The organism is Pseudomonas protegens (genome assembly GCF_003363755.1).
Classification (GTDB): domain Bacteria; phylum Pseudomonadota; class Gammaproteobacteria; order Pseudomonadales; family Pseudomonadaceae; genus Aquipseudomonas; species Aquipseudomonas danubii.
In genome coordinates this window covers 3768498-3782272 of the sequence record NZ_CP031396.1, presented here as the reverse complement: position 1 = coordinate 3782272, position 13775 = coordinate 3768498, and the positions used below count along the sequence as shown (strand labels likewise).

General features: G+C 65.6%; 10 protein-coding genes. 6 read left to right on the top strand and 4 right to left on the bottom strand.

Going from position 1 to position 13775, the window contains the following annotated elements:
• The gene (locus tag DWF74_RS17070) at nt 1-2373 is read right to left on the bottom strand and encodes a TonB-dependent receptor (RefSeq protein WP_115581354.1); all 2373 of its coding nucleotides are present in this window, start codon (nt 2371-2373) and stop codon (nt 1-3) included.
• A gap of 154 nt (nt 2374-2527) precedes the next feature.
• Here DWF74_RS17070 and DWF74_RS17060 point away from each other — a divergent pair, with 154 nt between their 5' ends.
• A complete protein-coding gene (locus tag DWF74_RS17060) occupies nt 2528-3472 on the top strand; it encodes a LysR family transcriptional regulator (RefSeq protein WP_102862603.1) in 945 nt (314 codons plus the stop codon).
• A 274-nt stretch (nt 3473-3746) separates the two neighbouring features.
• Nucleotides 3747-5363, top strand: a complete 1617-nt coding sequence (locus DWF74_RS17055) for an alkaline phosphatase family protein (protein ID WP_102862602.1) — start codon at nt 3747-3749, stop codon at nt 5361-5363.
• Nucleotides 5364-5604: 241 nt separating this feature from the next.
• On the opposite strand, the gene DWF74_RS17050 is transcribed toward DWF74_RS17055, so the two are convergent.
• Nucleotides 5605-6510: a TauD/TfdA dioxygenase family protein gene (locus DWF74_RS17050; protein ID WP_060841860.1), complete on the bottom strand. Its 906-nt coding sequence runs from the start codon at nt 6508-6510 to the stop codon at nt 5605-5607.
• Nucleotides 6511-6692: 182 nt separating this feature from the next.
• Between DWF74_RS17050 and DWF74_RS17045 the strand changes: the two genes are divergently transcribed.
• Nucleotides 6693-7613, top strand: a complete 921-nt coding sequence (locus DWF74_RS17045; RefSeq protein WP_115581353.1) for a LysR family transcriptional regulator — start codon at nt 6693-6695, stop codon at nt 7611-7613.
• A gap of 151 nt (nt 7614-7764) precedes the next feature.
• On the opposite strand, the gene DWF74_RS17040 is transcribed toward DWF74_RS17045, so the two are convergent.
• Entirely contained in the window at nt 7765-8787 is a 1023-nt protein-coding gene (locus DWF74_RS17040; RefSeq protein WP_060836980.1) for an ABC transporter substrate-binding protein, read from the bottom strand.
• Between the two features lie 368 nt (nt 8788-9155).
• Between DWF74_RS17040 and DWF74_RS17035 the strand changes: the two genes are divergently transcribed.
• The 3 genes from DWF74_RS17035 to DWF74_RS17025 are packed head-to-tail and all read left to right on the top strand — an operon-like array spanning nt 9156 to nt 13188.
• Nucleotides 9156-10751: an ABC transporter permease gene (locus DWF74_RS17035; RefSeq protein ID WP_115581352.1), complete on the top strand. Its 1596-nt coding sequence runs from the start codon at nt 9156-9158 to the stop codon at nt 10749-10751.
• Entirely contained in the window at nt 10748-11563 is an 816-nt protein-coding gene (locus tag DWF74_RS17030; protein ID WP_115581351.1) for an ABC transporter ATP-binding protein, read from the top strand. The genes DWF74_RS17035 and DWF74_RS17030 overlap by 4 nt, the downstream gene beginning before the upstream one ends.
• Before the next feature lie 14 nt (nt 11564-11577).
• Nucleotides 11578-13188, top strand: a complete 1611-nt coding sequence (locus DWF74_RS17025) for an arylsulfatase (protein WP_115581350.1) — start codon at nt 11578-11580, stop codon at nt 13186-13188.
• A gap of 60 nt (nt 13189-13248) precedes the next feature.
• Here the strand turns inward: DWF74_RS17025 and DWF74_RS17020 are convergent, their stop codons facing one another.
• Nucleotides 13249-13695, bottom strand: a complete 447-nt coding sequence (locus tag DWF74_RS17020) for a pesticin immunity protein (protein ID WP_102862597.1) — start codon at nt 13693-13695, stop codon at nt 13249-13251.
• Between the last annotated feature and the right edge of the window lie 80 nt (nt 13696-13775).

Genomic DNA, 13775 nt, shown 5'->3' with positions numbered 1-13775 from the left:
TCAGAAGTCGTAGCGTCCGGTCACGCCCAGGGTTCGCGGGGTGCCCAGCAGGCCCTCGTAACCGCCGTTGCCGGCAGTCCAGAGGGTGGTGTAGTAGGTCTTGTCGAAGGCGTTCTTCAGCCACAGCGAGACGTCCCACTGGCCCTGTTCGTAGTTGCCGCGCAGGCCGGTGGACAGGTTGACCACGGCGTAGCTGGGGATCTGCCCGTATTCGGAATCTTCCACGGTGCCCACGGCCTTGGAGCGGAAGGCGTAGCTGGCGGTGACGTACTCTTCCAGGCCGTTGTCCAGGTTCCACTTGTATTCGCCGTTGGCGTTGCCGATCCATTTCGAGGCGCCCACCACCTGGTGGCCGCTGAGGTCGCAGGAGGCCGGTGCTCCCGGGCGCAGGCTGACTTCCGGCGGGCACGGCGCATCCTTGTAGGACAGGTAGCGCACGTCGTTGTAGGAACCGTTGAGGTTCAGGGTCAGGCCGCGAATCGGCACCAGGGTGCTTTCCACCTCCACTCCGCGCGAGCGCACCGACCCGGCGTTGGTCAGGTACTGCACGCGGTTGGCATTGTCGTAGGCGTTAGTCTGGTAGCCGTTGACCTGGGTCCAGAACAGGTTGGCGTTGAGTTGCAGGCGGCGGTCCCACAGGGTGCTCTTGAACCCCAGCTCGGCGTTGTTGGCGCGCTCGGTGCCGATCAGCAGCGAGTCGGCCCCGGCGGTCGGCGCCGAGCCCACCGCCAGGTTGACCCCGCCGGACTTCTCGCCGTGGGACAGGGTGGCGTAGCCCAGCAGGTCATCGGTGAAGCGGTAGCTGAGGTTGAGCAGGCCCGAAGGGCTGGTGCTGTACTGGTTGAGGTCGCCCGAATCATAGGCTCCGGCGCGGCCGCGACGGGCGTTGGCGGCGGCACCGGCCACCGCGGCGCCACCCAGCGGCGCGTTGCGGCTGACCCAGGCGCTTTTTTCCTCGTAGGTGCCGCGCAGCCCGGCGGTGAAATCCAGGCGCTCGGTCAGGTGCCAGGTGCCCTGGGCGAACAGGGCGAAACTGTTGGTCTGGATATGCCCGTTGCCGATGCTGGTGACGTTGCTCAGGGCCCCGGCCGGCGTGCCGTTCCAGATGTCCGCCTTGGGCCCGTAATAGGCGAAGGATTTGTTGTCCAGGTCGGAGCCGAAGTAGTAGGCGCCCAGCACGTAGTCGAAGAAGCCGCCAGTGGGCGAGGCCAGACGGAATTCCTGGGACCACTGTTTGTCTTCCACCGACACCCCGGCGTTGTAGGTCGCCGCCACGTTGAGGCCATCGTCGTTACGCGGGGTGAAGTTCCACCAGCGGTAGGCGCTGACCGAGGTCAGGGTGAAATCGCTGGGCAGGGTCCAGTTGGCCTCAAGCGAAGTGCCGCCCTGGAACACCGTGACATGCTGGTCGTTGTCCAGGTTGACCTTGCGGTGCGAACCGTTGACCAGGGTCGCACCGGCCGCCGCCGCGCGGGACTCGTAGACGTTGGTGCCGTTGATGGTCGGCCCGGTGCTGTACAGCACCCGGGTGCCGGCACTGGAATCCTCTTCGTTGTAGTCGCCGATCCAGCGCAGGTTGAAGCTGTCGTTGGGCTTGTACAGCAGTTGCCCGCGAAAGCCCTGGCGCGATCCGCCATTGAGGTCATGGCCGTCGAACTCGTTCTTGATGTCGCCGTCGCTGCGGGTGCGATAGGCGGAAAAACGCCCGGCCAGCTCATCGGTCAGCGGCCCGGAAATCGTGCCCTTGGTCTGGAAGTAACCGTCCTCGCCGAGGGAAGTTTCGATGCTGCGTTCCGGGGTGAAGCTCGGCGCCCGGGTGCTGATGTTGATCACCCCGGCGGTGGTGTTCTTGCCGAACAGGGTGCCCTGGGGACCGCGCAGCACTTCCAGCTGCTCGATGTCCATCAGGTCGAACACCGCCATCCCCGGCCGTCCCAGGTAGACGTTGTCGATGTACAGCCCGACGCTGCCTTCCAGGCCATCGCTGGCCGGGTTGTTGCCCAGGCCGCGGATCGACACGCTGGACTGGCGCGCATGCATGTAGGCGACGTTGACGCTGGGCACCAGCTGCTGCAGATCCTGGATGCGATAGACCCGCTGGCTCTCCAGGGCCTGGCCGCTGACCACGCTCATGGGGGTGGGCACGCTCTGCGAGCTTTCCTCGCGGCGCCGGGCGGTCACGGTCACCGTTTGCAACTGGCCATCGTCGGCCTGGGTCTTGTTGGCGCTGCTCTTGGCCGACGCGGTGGCCGGCACCGGGGCCTCTTCGGCCCAGGTCGGCGTCCAGCTCGCGCTGCCGGCCAGCAACAGCGCCAGGGGCAGGCGCTTGAGCCGCCGGGGCGAGAGGGGTGAAGCGAGGGACAACGGGCTCATGGGCGGCTCCTGGTCAGAAAATATACAGCCTCGTATATTCCTTAAAGTTATTTATTTATGTTTTTACAAAGATTTACTGCATAAGAGATTGCCTTTATAAGGAGTCGACCTAATGCATAGCCAATGCATTTCCCCGATATTTTTTATGTGAAAAATGCATATCGACCTGCGCCAGCTCCGTCACTTCATCGCCCTCGCTGATCAGCGCAGCTTTGTCGCGGCCGCGGCGGCGGTGAACCTCTCGCAATCGGCCTTCAGCCGCAGCATCCAGGCCCTGGAACACAGCGTCGGCTGCCAGTTGGTGGATCGCGGGCGCAAGGACCTGGCGCCGACCAAGCAGGGCCAGTTACTGCTGGAACATGCCCGTCGGCTGGTCAGCGGGGCCCAGCAGATGGCCAACGAGATCAGCCAGTTCAATGGCCTGGAGGCGGGAGAGTTGCGCTTCGGCTGTGGCCCGGCGCCGGCCTCGGGCTTGATCCCCCGGGCCATCGGCAGCTTTATCGGGCGCTACCCCAAGGCCCGGGTGCAGTTCCAGGTGGATGACTGGCAAAGCCTGAGCAAGCGCCTGCTCAGCGAAGAGTTCGAATTCTTCGTGGCCGACACCCGCCACTTCGAGGCCGACCCGGATTACCTGACCCAGCGCCTGCGCCCGCGCAAATGGCATTTCTGCTGCCGCGCCGGGCATCCGTTGGCCCAGCGCGACAGCGTCAGCGCCAGCGAACTGATGAGCTACCCGCTGGCGGTGACCATCCGCCCGCCGAACCTGCGCAAGGTCATCGTCGACCTCTGCGGCAAGCCGGACTTCACGCCCAATGTGGAATGCGAAAACAGCTACAGCCTGCTGGGCGTGGTCATGCGCTCGGACGCCATCGGCATCGTCGGCTCCTACAGCGACGCCTTGCACAACGCCAAGGGCGAACTGGTGTGCCTGAAGATCGACGGCCTGGCCGACGACCTGGAAGAGCTCTACACCCGCTACGGCATCGTCAGCCGCGCCGGCTACCGCCTCTCGCCCCTGGCGGCGGCGATGATCGAAGAGATCAAGGCCATCGACGAACAGGACGAAGCGCTGCCGTCCCTCGACAACCTGGCCGTCTGAGCCCCTGACTGGCGTCATGCCCCGACACTCGCCCCCTGCACTTGCACCCGTAGCCGCTGCCGAGCCTGCGAGGCTGCGAACGAGGACGCAGTCCTCGCCCCGGCCATCCACGGCAAATCCCCGGCGGCCGCTGCGCGGCCGATCACCGCCTGCGGCAGCGGCTACAAGGACCTGAGCGATGCACGCCCTGCATCGAAACTATTCGGCAAATGCGCTTGCCGGGAGGCCCCGCCGGAGGCGAAAAAACGCGCCTGTCTTCCCCTCGGTGAACCCCATGTCCAATACCCCTTCCCCCGTGCGCAACGTGCTCTACATCATGTGCGACCAGCTGCGCCGGGATTACCTCTCGTGCTACGGCCACCCGCACCTGCACACCCCGAACATCGATCGCCTGGCCGCCGCCGGGGTGCGCTTCAGCCGCGCCTACACCCAGGGCACCATCTGCGGCCCGTCGCGCATGTCGGCCTACACCGGGCGCTATGTCAGCAGCCATCAGGTGGCCTGGAACGCGGTGCCCCTGCCCCTGGAAGAGTTGACCCTGGGCGACTACCTGCGGCCCCACGGCATCCGCACCGCGCTGGTGGGCAAGACCCACGCCACACCCAACCTCGACGCCTTGCAGCGCCTGGCCATCGACCCCGACAGCCCCCAGGCCGAGGCGCTCAACGAGGTCGGCTTCGAGCCCTACTTGCGCCACGACGGCATCTACCCCGACGACCCGATCTTCGACGACAAGCGCGATGCCGCGCCCTACACCCATTACCTGCGCAACCTCGGCTACGACGGGCTCAACCCCTGGCACGACTGGGCCAACGCCGGGGCCGGCGAGCAGGGGCAGATCCTCAGCGGCTGGAAGATGCGCAACGCCCACCTGCCGGCCCGGGTCGCCGAGGAACATTCGGAAACCGTCTACACCACCGACCGCGCCATCGACTTCATCAGCGAACAGGGCGAGCAACCCTGGTGCCTGCACCTGTCCTACATCAAGCCGCACTGGCCCTACATCGCCCCCGCGCCCTACCACGCCCTGTATGGCCCCGAGCAGGTCATCCCGGCGGTGCGCGCCGCGCCCGGGCAGCTCAGCGATCACCCGGTCTATGCTGCCTTCCGCCAGCATGAAGAGAGCCTGAATTTTTCCCGGGATGAAGTGCGCCTGAACGTGGTGCCGACCTACATGGGCCTGATCAAGCAGGTGGACGACCAGCTCGGCCGGCTGTTGGATGTCCTGCAGAGCAACGGCCGCTGGGACGACACCCTGATCGTCTTCACCAGCGACCACGGCGACTTCCTCGGCGACCACTACCTGGGGGAAAAGGAGTTCCTGCTGGAGCCGGCGGTGGGCGTGCCGCTGATTGTCCGCGACCCGCGGGCGGCGGCGGACAGCCGCCGTGGCAGCGTGGATGAGCGCCTGGTGGAAACCATCGACGCCCTGCCGACCTTTCTTGAGGCCCTGGGCCTGCCAGGGGCCGAACATCGCCTGGAAGGCCGCTCGCTGATCCCGCTGCTGCACGGCGCGACACCGGACTGGCGCCGCTACGCCATCAGCGAATACGACTACGCCTTCCAGGCCCCGGCCCGGGAGCGCCTGGGCCAGCCCATCGACCGTTGCCGCATGACCATGGTGCGCAGCGAACGCTGGAAGTACCTGGCCTACGACGGCTTTCGCCCACAGCTGTTCGACCTGCACAACGACCCCCAGGAGCTGCATGACCTGGGGGCCGACCCGGCCTACGCCGCGGTGCGTGAAGAACACCTGGGGTATCTGCTGGAATGGCTGCGCGGCCTGAAACGCCGCACCACCATCAGCCATGAAGAGATCGATCTGCGGGGCCAGCGTTTTCGCTACGGCGAGCCGGAAAGCGAAAAGCTGGTGCAGATCGGCGTGTGGTAACCCCCAGCCGGCTTGCCGGCGAAGAGGCCCTCAAGTATTGCAGCGCTCTCAGGGACGCCTTCGCTGGCAAACCAGCCTCTACAGCGGGCAGGTTCATCGCGTGAATTCTCGTAGGAGCCGGCTTGCCGGCGAAGAAGCCCTTGAGCCTTGCAGCGCTCTCTGGGCCGCCTTCGCTGGCAAGCCAGCTCCTACAATGGGCAGGTGCATCGGGTAAATGCCCGTAGGGGCTTGAGGGGGCGGGTCAGAGGCCTTTGATGGTCTGGCTGCGCTGGCCATGCACGCCCACCGGGACGTCGCCCTTGAGGGTCACGCGGCGCACGATGCGGTCCTGGGTGCCGTAGTCGTCCACGGCGTAATGCTGGGTCGAACGGTTGTCCCAGATCGCCACGTCACCGGCGCTCCAGCGCCAGCGCACGGTGTTTTCCAGGCGGGTCACATGGCTTTGCAGCAGGTTGAACAGGTGCGCCGAATCGGCTTGGGAATAGCCCTTGATGCGCTTCACGAAATGCCCCAGCACCAGGCTCTTTTCGCCGCTCTCGGGATGCACGCGGACGATCGGGTGCTCGGTCTCGAACACCGTCGAGGTGAACACCTTGCGATAGCGCTCCAGCTTTTCCGCCGAAACATCGGGCTTGGCCCCGGCGTAGTCGTATTCGTTGCTGTGCACCGCCCAGAGTTTGTCCGCCAGCTCCCGCAGTTCCGCCGGAAGTTCGTTGTAGGCGGTGGCGGTGTTGGCCCACACCGTGTCGCCGCCTGCGGCCGGGGCCACCACCGAACGCAGGATCGAGGCTTTCGGGTAGGCGTCGACGAAGGTCACGTCGGTGTGCCAGGAGTTGGCCCGCTGACCCTCGGCGCCGTCCAGTTCCAACAGGTAGCGGGTGCCGTCGCGCACCGGCACGGTGGGGTGGGCCACCGGCTCGCCCAACAGGTGGGAGAAGGCTTCCTGGCTCTGGTCGTCGAGGTGGGTCTGGCCACGGAAGAAGATCACCTTGTACTGCACCAGCGCCTGCTGGATGGCGTCCACGGTGGCGGCATCAAGGTCGCCGGACAGTTGCACGCCACGGATCTCGGCGCCGATGCGACCGGCCACCGGGTGGATCTCAAGGGCATCAACAGCGGGTTTAACGGCTAAGGCGGCATTGCTCATCAGGTACACCCTCATCGACTGCTTACGGTTGGAACCGCCGCGAAACAACGCTCTATCTATATTCTATTTAGATCTAATAGATAACCACATGCTTCGTTGACGGAATAAGAGCTTGCATTTAAAACCTCAGCCTCACTCGTCGCAAATGCCTTCGAGCTATTTTTCGGATGCCGGGAAAGCATATGGATCTTCGCCAATTGCGTTACTTCATCGCCCTCAATGAACACCGCAGTTTTGTCCGTGCCGCCGACGCGATGGGCATCACCCAGCCGGCCTTCAGCCGCAGTATCCAGGGCCTGGAGCAGGAGTTCGGCTGCGTACTGGTGGACCGTGGCAACAAGGACCTGCGCCCCACCCCGGAAGGCCAGGTGGTGCTGCAGCACGCCTTGAGCCTGGTGCAGGGCGCGGCCTTGCTCAGCAGCGAAGTGACCCAGATGACCAAGCTCGATGCCGGCGAGGTGCGCTTCGGCTGCGGTCCGGCGCCGGCGGTGAAGCTGGTGCCCGACGCGGTGGCGCAGTTCAGCAGCGCCCACCCCAAGGTGCGCACCTGCTTTGCCGTGGATAACTGGGAGAAACTCAGCCGCAGCCTGAACCGCGAAGAGATCGAGTTCTTCATCGCCGACATCCGCCATTTCGAAGCCGATCCGAACTACCAGACCCAGCCGCTGACGCCCAAGCGCGGGGTGTTCTTCTGCCGCCCCGGGCACCCGCTGTTGGCCAAGGAAAGCCTGTCCACCAACGACATGTTCGACTACCCCCTGGCCACCACCCTGATCCCTCCGGGGATTCGCAAGCTTTTGGCCAACCTCAGCGGACGCATCGACTTTTCACCGACCATCGAGACTGAACACTTTCCAGCGCTGGTGAAGATCGTCCGCCAGTCCAATGCCATTGGCGTGGGCACCGCCGAGGCCTTCGCCGAAGACATCGAGCAGGGGTCGCTGGTGCTGCTGCACTGGCGCAACCTGCCGCAGAACATCGAAAGCCTGAATGCCCGCTGCGGCATCGTCAGCCGCAGCGGTTTTCGCCTGTCGCCAGCGGCGCGCAAGTTGATCGAAGTGCTGGTGGCGGTCGACCAGCAAACCCACAGCATCGCCGTCTAACCCTGTAGCCGCTGCCGCAGGCTGCGAACGACGACGCAGTCGGCGCAAGACGGCACCCGGTTCTTCCAGATAAACCGCGTCGCCGGCCCCAGCGGCCCCTTCGGTGCCGGGCGCAGCCTGCGGCAGCGGCTACAGGGGTTCAGGGAGGAGGTTACAGGCCGGCGGCGGCGAGTTGCGGGGCGACCCAGGCCTCCACCTTGAACGGCTTGCGGATCAACCGTTCCTTGGCCGCCAAGTCCACCGAGTCCTGCAATTTGCCGAGGAACACCGGGTCCAGGGTCGAGGGGAAGATTTCACTCAGGCGCTGGTCCTTGAGGTCTTCCTGCAAGATCACCGGCGGGTAGCTGGCCAGGCCCGACACCAACTGGATATAGGCGTCCTTGTTGCTGTCCTGGGTCAGCCACTCTACGGCCTGCTGCTGGGCCTTGAGCAGTTTTTCCACGGCCTCGGGGTGCTCGTCGACAAACTTGCCGGCGCCCACCAGCACGCTCTGCACGCTGCCGGCGCCGCCCAGGTCCTTGGTGCTCAGGGGCAGTTCGGCCAGCCCCTTGCTGCGCAGGGCGGAAAGCCCGGTGCTGCCCCAGGAGGCGTCGATCTGCTTGGCCGCCAGGGCCGCCACCGCCGCGTTGAAGTCGAGGTTGACCACTTTCAGGTCCTTCTCGCTCAGGCCCCGGCTGGCCAGGGCAGCGTCGAACGACAGCTGGGTGGCGGTGCCCCGGAACACCGCCACGCGCTTGCCCTTGAGGTCTTCCAGGGTCTTGATCCCCGAGCCCGGCACCACCCCCAGGTAATGCTTGACCCCACGGGCCGAGGCGCTGAGCAAGCGCGTATCCAGGCCGTTGGACTTGCCGATGATGGCCGCCAGGTCGCCGAGATAGGCCAGGTCCACCTGGCCGTTGGCGAAGGCTTCGTTGATCACCGGCCCGGCGCCCTTGAAGAAATTCCACTGGATCTGGATGCCCTGGTCGGCAAAGGCCTTTTCGAAGATCTGTTGCTGACGCAGCACGTCCACCACCCCGCCGCCACTGTGCTGGGTGCCGGCGCTGAGGTCGGGCACGGCGATGCGGATTTCCTTGAGCTCGGCGGCCTGGGCCAGCAGCGGCAGGCAACCCAGCAGTCCCGCCAGGGCCGGCGCGGCGAACAGGCTGATGACGCGTTTGAAGGGAAGGTTCATGGGTGCGGCTCCTGATGGCAAAGGCTGTGAGGAGCAGAAGGTAGGCACGGAATCGATCAACATTTAAATACTATAAATTCACATTTTAATAACTCATTCGAATAAATCAGGACCCACGGGCATCCCCGGGAACATGCATGAAATGCATGAAAAATATTCTTCAAATGCATTGGATGCGTGTCGGCCAGAAGCCTTAAATGGCCTTTCTTATCTCCTAATAGAATCGATAAGAATCTTAATAGACCACAAATGCATAAAAGCTAGGAGCCGGCTTGCCGGCGAAGAGGCCCGCCAGCCCTTATTCGCTGACAAGCCAGCGCCTACGGCATCGACCCACGCCATGCAGCACCCGACGACGGAGGTCATCCATGGCCCGTGTTTCCCTGCTCAGCCTGCCCCTGGCGGCACCGTCCACCGGACGCCCGGGCTGGCCCGCAATCCATCAGCGCCTGCTGCCCTGGCTGCTGCCCCTGAGCCTGTTCGTCCTGTGGTGGCTGGCCAGCCGCAACCTGTGGATGAGCGAACAGATCCTGCCGGCCCCGGCCCTGGTCTGGAGCAGCGCCCTGGAGCTGGGCCGCGGCGAGCTGTGGAGCCACCTGGCGATCAGCCTGCAACGGCTGTTCTGGGGCTTGCTGGCCGGCATCGCCGCCGGTGCCCTGTTGGGGGGCGCCCTGGGCTTTAGCCGGCGCCTGGAGCGTCTGGTGTACCCCACCTTCGGCGCCCTGGCGCAGATTCCGACCCTGGCCTGGATTCCCCTGTTCATGGTGTTTTTCGGCATCGGCGAAGTGCTCAAGCTGGTGGTGCTGGTCAAGGCCGTGGTGGTGCCGGTGACCTTGCATACGCTGGTGGGCGTGCGCGACGCCCAGCCCAGACTGCGGGAGGCCGCCACGGTGCTGCGCCTACCCCCAGCCTTGCTGATCCGCCGCCTGGTGCTGCCCGCCGCGCTGCCGGCCTTCATGGCCGGGGTACGCCTGGCCCTGGCCACCGGCTGGACTTCGTTGCTGGCGGTGGAGCTGCTGGCCTCCAGCGAAGGCATCGGTTACCTGATGGTCTGGGCGCGGCAACTGTTCATGCTGGATATCGTCTTCGTCTGCATCCTGGTGATCGGCGTGCTGGGGGTGTGCATGGACCGCGGCATCGGCTGGCTGGATCGCACCCTGGTGCACTGGCCGCACCCGGCCACCGCCGCTCTGCGCCGCGGTCCGCGCTATCAGGGCTGGCAGCGCCTGCAACCCTGGCTGCTGCCCCTGGCCTTGCTGGGCCTGTGGCAGCTGGCGAGCGCAAGACAATGGGTGGACGCCAATATTCTGGTGAGCCCGCTGGTGGTGCTGGGCACCACCGTCGACGGCCTGCGGGACGGCAGCTTGCTCGGGGGCATGGGGCTGAGCCTGGGGCGCGCCCTCGGCGGCCTGGCCCTGGGTGGCGGACTGGGCCTGGTCCTGGGCTTGCTGCTGGGGCTGTCGCGCCTCGCTGAACGGCTGCTGGGACCGACCCTGGCCGCCATCCGCCAGATCGCCATTTTCGCCTGGGTGCCGCTGCTCACCGCCTGGTTCGGCCTGGGGGAACTGGCCAAGTGGGTGTTCGTCGCCCTGGCCGCCTTCTTCCCATTGTTCATCGCCACCCAGCGCAGCGTTGCCCAGCTGTCACCACAACTGGCGGAGGCCGCCCAGGTACTGCGCCTGAACCTCTGGCAACGCCTGCGCCGGCTGGTGCTACCCGGCGCGGCGCCGGGGATTTTCGCCGGCCTGCGCATCAGCCTGATCTACGCCTGGATGGGCACCATCGGCGCGGAATATTTCATGCCGTCCAATGGCGGCATCGGCAGCCAGATGATCAGCGCCCAGCAACTGCTGCGCATGGACCTGATCATGGCCGGCATGCTCCTGGTGGGCCTGACCGGGGCCCTGCTCAACCTGCTGGGCCAACAACTCGAAACCCGCGCCACCCGCTGGAGACACGCATGAACGCACCCCTGGTCAGCTTCAATCACGTGGGCAAGAGCTTCCCCGTCGCCGGTGGCGAGGTGGAGGCGATCCGCGAATTCAACCTGGACATCGCCGAGGGCGAGTTCGTCGCCATCGTCGGTTCCAGCGGCTGCGGCAAGTCCACCCTGCTGCGCCTGCTGATCGGCCTGGACACCGAGTTTCGCGGCGAGATCCGGGTCGACGGCCAAACCGTCAGCGGTATCGGCAGCGAACGCGGCATTGTGTTCCAGGAGCACCGTCTGTTTCCCTGGCTGACCGTGGCCGAGAACATCGGCCTGGGCCTGGTCAACGAACCCTTGAGCGCCGCCGAGCGCCAGCGGCGGATCGACGATTTCATCGAGCTGGTAGGGCTCAAGGACTTTACCCGGGCCTATCCCCATCAGCTCTCTGGCGGCATGGCGCAGCGGGTGGCCATTGCCCGTGGGCTGGTGGCCAGCCCGCGCATCCTGCTGCTGGACGAGCCCTTCGGCGCCCTCGATGCCCTGACCCGCCAGCAGATGCAGGACGAGCTGCTGGCGATCCGCGAGCGGGCAAAAATCACCACGGTACTGGTGACCCACGATGTCGAGGAAGCGATCTTCCTCGCCGACCGGGTGGTGGTAATGGAGCCGCGTCCGGGCCGCATCAAGCGCGTGGTCGAGGTGGCCCTGGCGCACCCGCGCCAGCGCAGCGCTTTCGACTTCCACCAACTGCGCGAAGAACTGCTCCACGAACTCACCCGCGATGATCACTACCAGGCACCGCAGCCGGTGCAGATCCGCGACCTGCCCTTGACCTTCATTGCTTGCTGAACAGGAGTGCCGCGATGCCGCAACGCCCCAACTTTCTAGTGATCCTGGCCGACGACCTGGGCTTCTCCGACCTCGGCGCCTTCGGTGGCGAGATCGCCACGCCGAACCTCGACGCCCTGGCCTTCAACGGTCTGCGCCTGACCGATTTCCACACCGCCCCGACCTGCTCGCCGACCCGCTCCATGCTGCTCACCGGCACCGACCATCACATCGCCGGGATCGGCACCATGGCCGAAGCCCTGACCCCCGAACTGATCGGCAAGCCGGGCTACGAGGGTTACCTCAACGACCGCGTGGTGGCCCTGCCGGAGCTGCTGCGCGAAGCCGGCTACCAGACCCTGATGAGCGGCAAGTGGCACCTGGGGCTGACCGCCGAGCGCGCGCCCCATGCCCGGGGCTTCGAGCGTTCGTTTTCGCTGCTGCCGGGGGCGGCCAATCACTACGGCTTCGAGCCCACCTACGATGAGCACACCCCCGGGCTGCTGAAATCCACTCCGGCGCTGTACATCGAGGACGACCGTTTCATCGATGAACTGCCGGCGGATTTCTATTCCTCCGACGCCTTCGGCGACAAGCTTTTGCAATACCTGAAGGAGCGCGACCAGAGCCGGCCGTTCTTCGCCTACCTGCCGTTCTCGGCGCCCCACTGGCCGCTGCAGGCCCCGGCGGAAATCGTCGCCAAGTACCGCGGCCGCTATGACGCCGGCCCCGAGGTGCTGCGCCGCGAGCGCCTGGAAAAACTCAAGGCCCTGGGCCTGATCGATGCCGAGGTCGAGCCTCATCCGCTGATCAACCTGAACGCCGAGTGGGATGCCCTCAGCGAAGAGCAGCGGCAGGTTTCGGCGCGGGCCATGGAGGTGTATGCGGCGATGGTCGAGCGCATGGACTGGAACATCGGCCGGGTGGTGGATTACCTGCGCCAGCAGGGCCAGCTGGACAACACCCTGATCCTGTTCATGTCCGACAACGGCGCCGAGGGCGCGCTGCTGGAGGCCTTTCCCAAGTTCGGCCCGGAGCTTTTGACCTACCTCAACCAGCACTACGACAACCGCCTGGAGAACATCGGCCGGGCCAACTCCTACGTCTGGTACGGCCCGGCCTGGGCCCAGGCGGCCACCGCGCCGTCGCGGCTGTTCAAGGCCTTCACCACCCAGGGCGGGATTCGCGTGCCGGCGCTGCTGCATTACCCGCAACTGCCGCTCAAGGGGCAGATCAGCCACGGCTTCGGCACGGTGATGGACATCACCCCGACCCTGCTCGACCTGGCCGGCGTGCGCCACCCCGGCAAGCGCTGGCGCGGGCGTGATGTGGCGCCACTGCGGGGCAAGTCCTGGCTGGGCTTTCTCTCCGGCGAAACCGCCCAGGTGCATGACCAGCACACGGTGACCGGCTGGGAGCTGTTCGGCCGCCGGGCGATTCGCCAGGGCCAGTGGAAGGCGGTGTACATCCCCGGGCCGGTGGGCCCGGCGACCTGGCAGTTGTATGACCTGGGCCAGGACCCGGGGGAGATTCACGACCTGGCCCAGAGCCAACCGGAAAAACTGCGCACGCTGCTGGAGGAATGGCAGCGCTATGTGGATGAAACCGGGGTGATCCTCAGCGAATCGCCGTTCCAGCCGGATTGAGCTTGTAGGAACTGGCTATGAACCGGACCGTGCAAGAGCGGGCCTGTGTCGGAGCTGGCCTCAGCCTCGGGTGATGCGGCAGGCCGGGGTTGTTGGCAGTTCCTTGACCACAACGTAATGCCCCGCCCGGTTTTTCTCGACCCGCAACGGCGAAGCGGCCAGGTAGCTACCGTGCAGGTTCTGGTCGACAAAACAGATGGTGATGCCCTGGCTCCCCCGCTCCATCACCCTGACGCTGTAGACCCAGCTTTGTTCTTCGTCCGTCGCGTTGTAGGTGCCCTCGGCGCCTGCATCCTTCTCGTAGATCCGATAGGGCGTCTGGCCCAGCGTGGTGCCGTCCGGGTAGTGCCGCGGCCTCAAGGAATTGCGAAAACCGTTCACTTCCAGATGCTTCAAGATACTCAGCGCCAGCGCCTCGTCGCGGCCTTCCACCACCGAGTCGGCCAGCGACACGCTGCCCACACTCATCAAGGCAACGGCGATCAATCGCCTTACCGCACTGTTCATAGCGTCTCCCTGTCGTTGCCCCTTCGCGGATTCCGGGCGTTTCCCGGCGCCGCGTGACCTTGGCTTAACGTTATCGGTCC

Bases quoted from the DNA above. Each gene is read 5' to 3' on its own strand.
- DWF74_RS17035 (WP_115581352.1), top strand. From the start codon at position 9,156: ATGGCCCGTGTTTCCCTGCTCAGCCTGCCCCTGGCGGCACCGTCCACC.
- DWF74_RS17070 (WP_115581354.1), bottom strand. From the start codon at position 2,373: ATGAGCCCGTTGTCCCTCGCTTCACCCCTCTCGCCCCGGCGGCTCAAG.
- DWF74_RS17040 (WP_060836980.1), bottom strand. From the start codon at position 8,787: ATGAACCTTCCCTTCAAACGCGTCATCAGCCTGTTCGCCGCGCCGGCC.
- DWF74_RS17050 (WP_060841860.1), bottom strand. From the start codon at position 6,510: ATGAGCAATGCCGCCTTAGCCGTTAAACCCGCTGTTGATGCCCTTGAG.
- DWF74_RS17045 (WP_115581353.1), top strand. From the start codon at position 6,693: ATGGATCTTCGCCAATTGCGTTACTTCATCGCCCTCAATGAACACCGC.
- DWF74_RS17060 (WP_102862603.1), top strand. From the start codon at position 2,528: ATGCATATCGACCTGCGCCAGCTCCGTCACTTCATCGCCCTCGCTGAT.
- DWF74_RS17020 (WP_102862597.1), bottom strand. From the start codon at position 13,695: ATGAACAGTGCGGTAAGGCGATTGATCGCCGTTGCCTTGATGAGTGTG.
- DWF74_RS17055 (WP_102862602.1), top strand. From the start codon at position 3,747: ATGTCCAATACCCCTTCCCCCGTGCGCAACGTGCTCTACATCATGTGC.
- DWF74_RS17025 (WP_115581350.1), top strand. From the start codon at position 11,578: ATGCCGCAACGCCCCAACTTTCTAGTGATCCTGGCCGACGACCTGGGC.
- DWF74_RS17030 (WP_115581351.1), top strand. From the start codon at position 10,748: ATGAACGCACCCCTGGTCAGCTTCAATCACGTGGGCAAGAGCTTCCCC.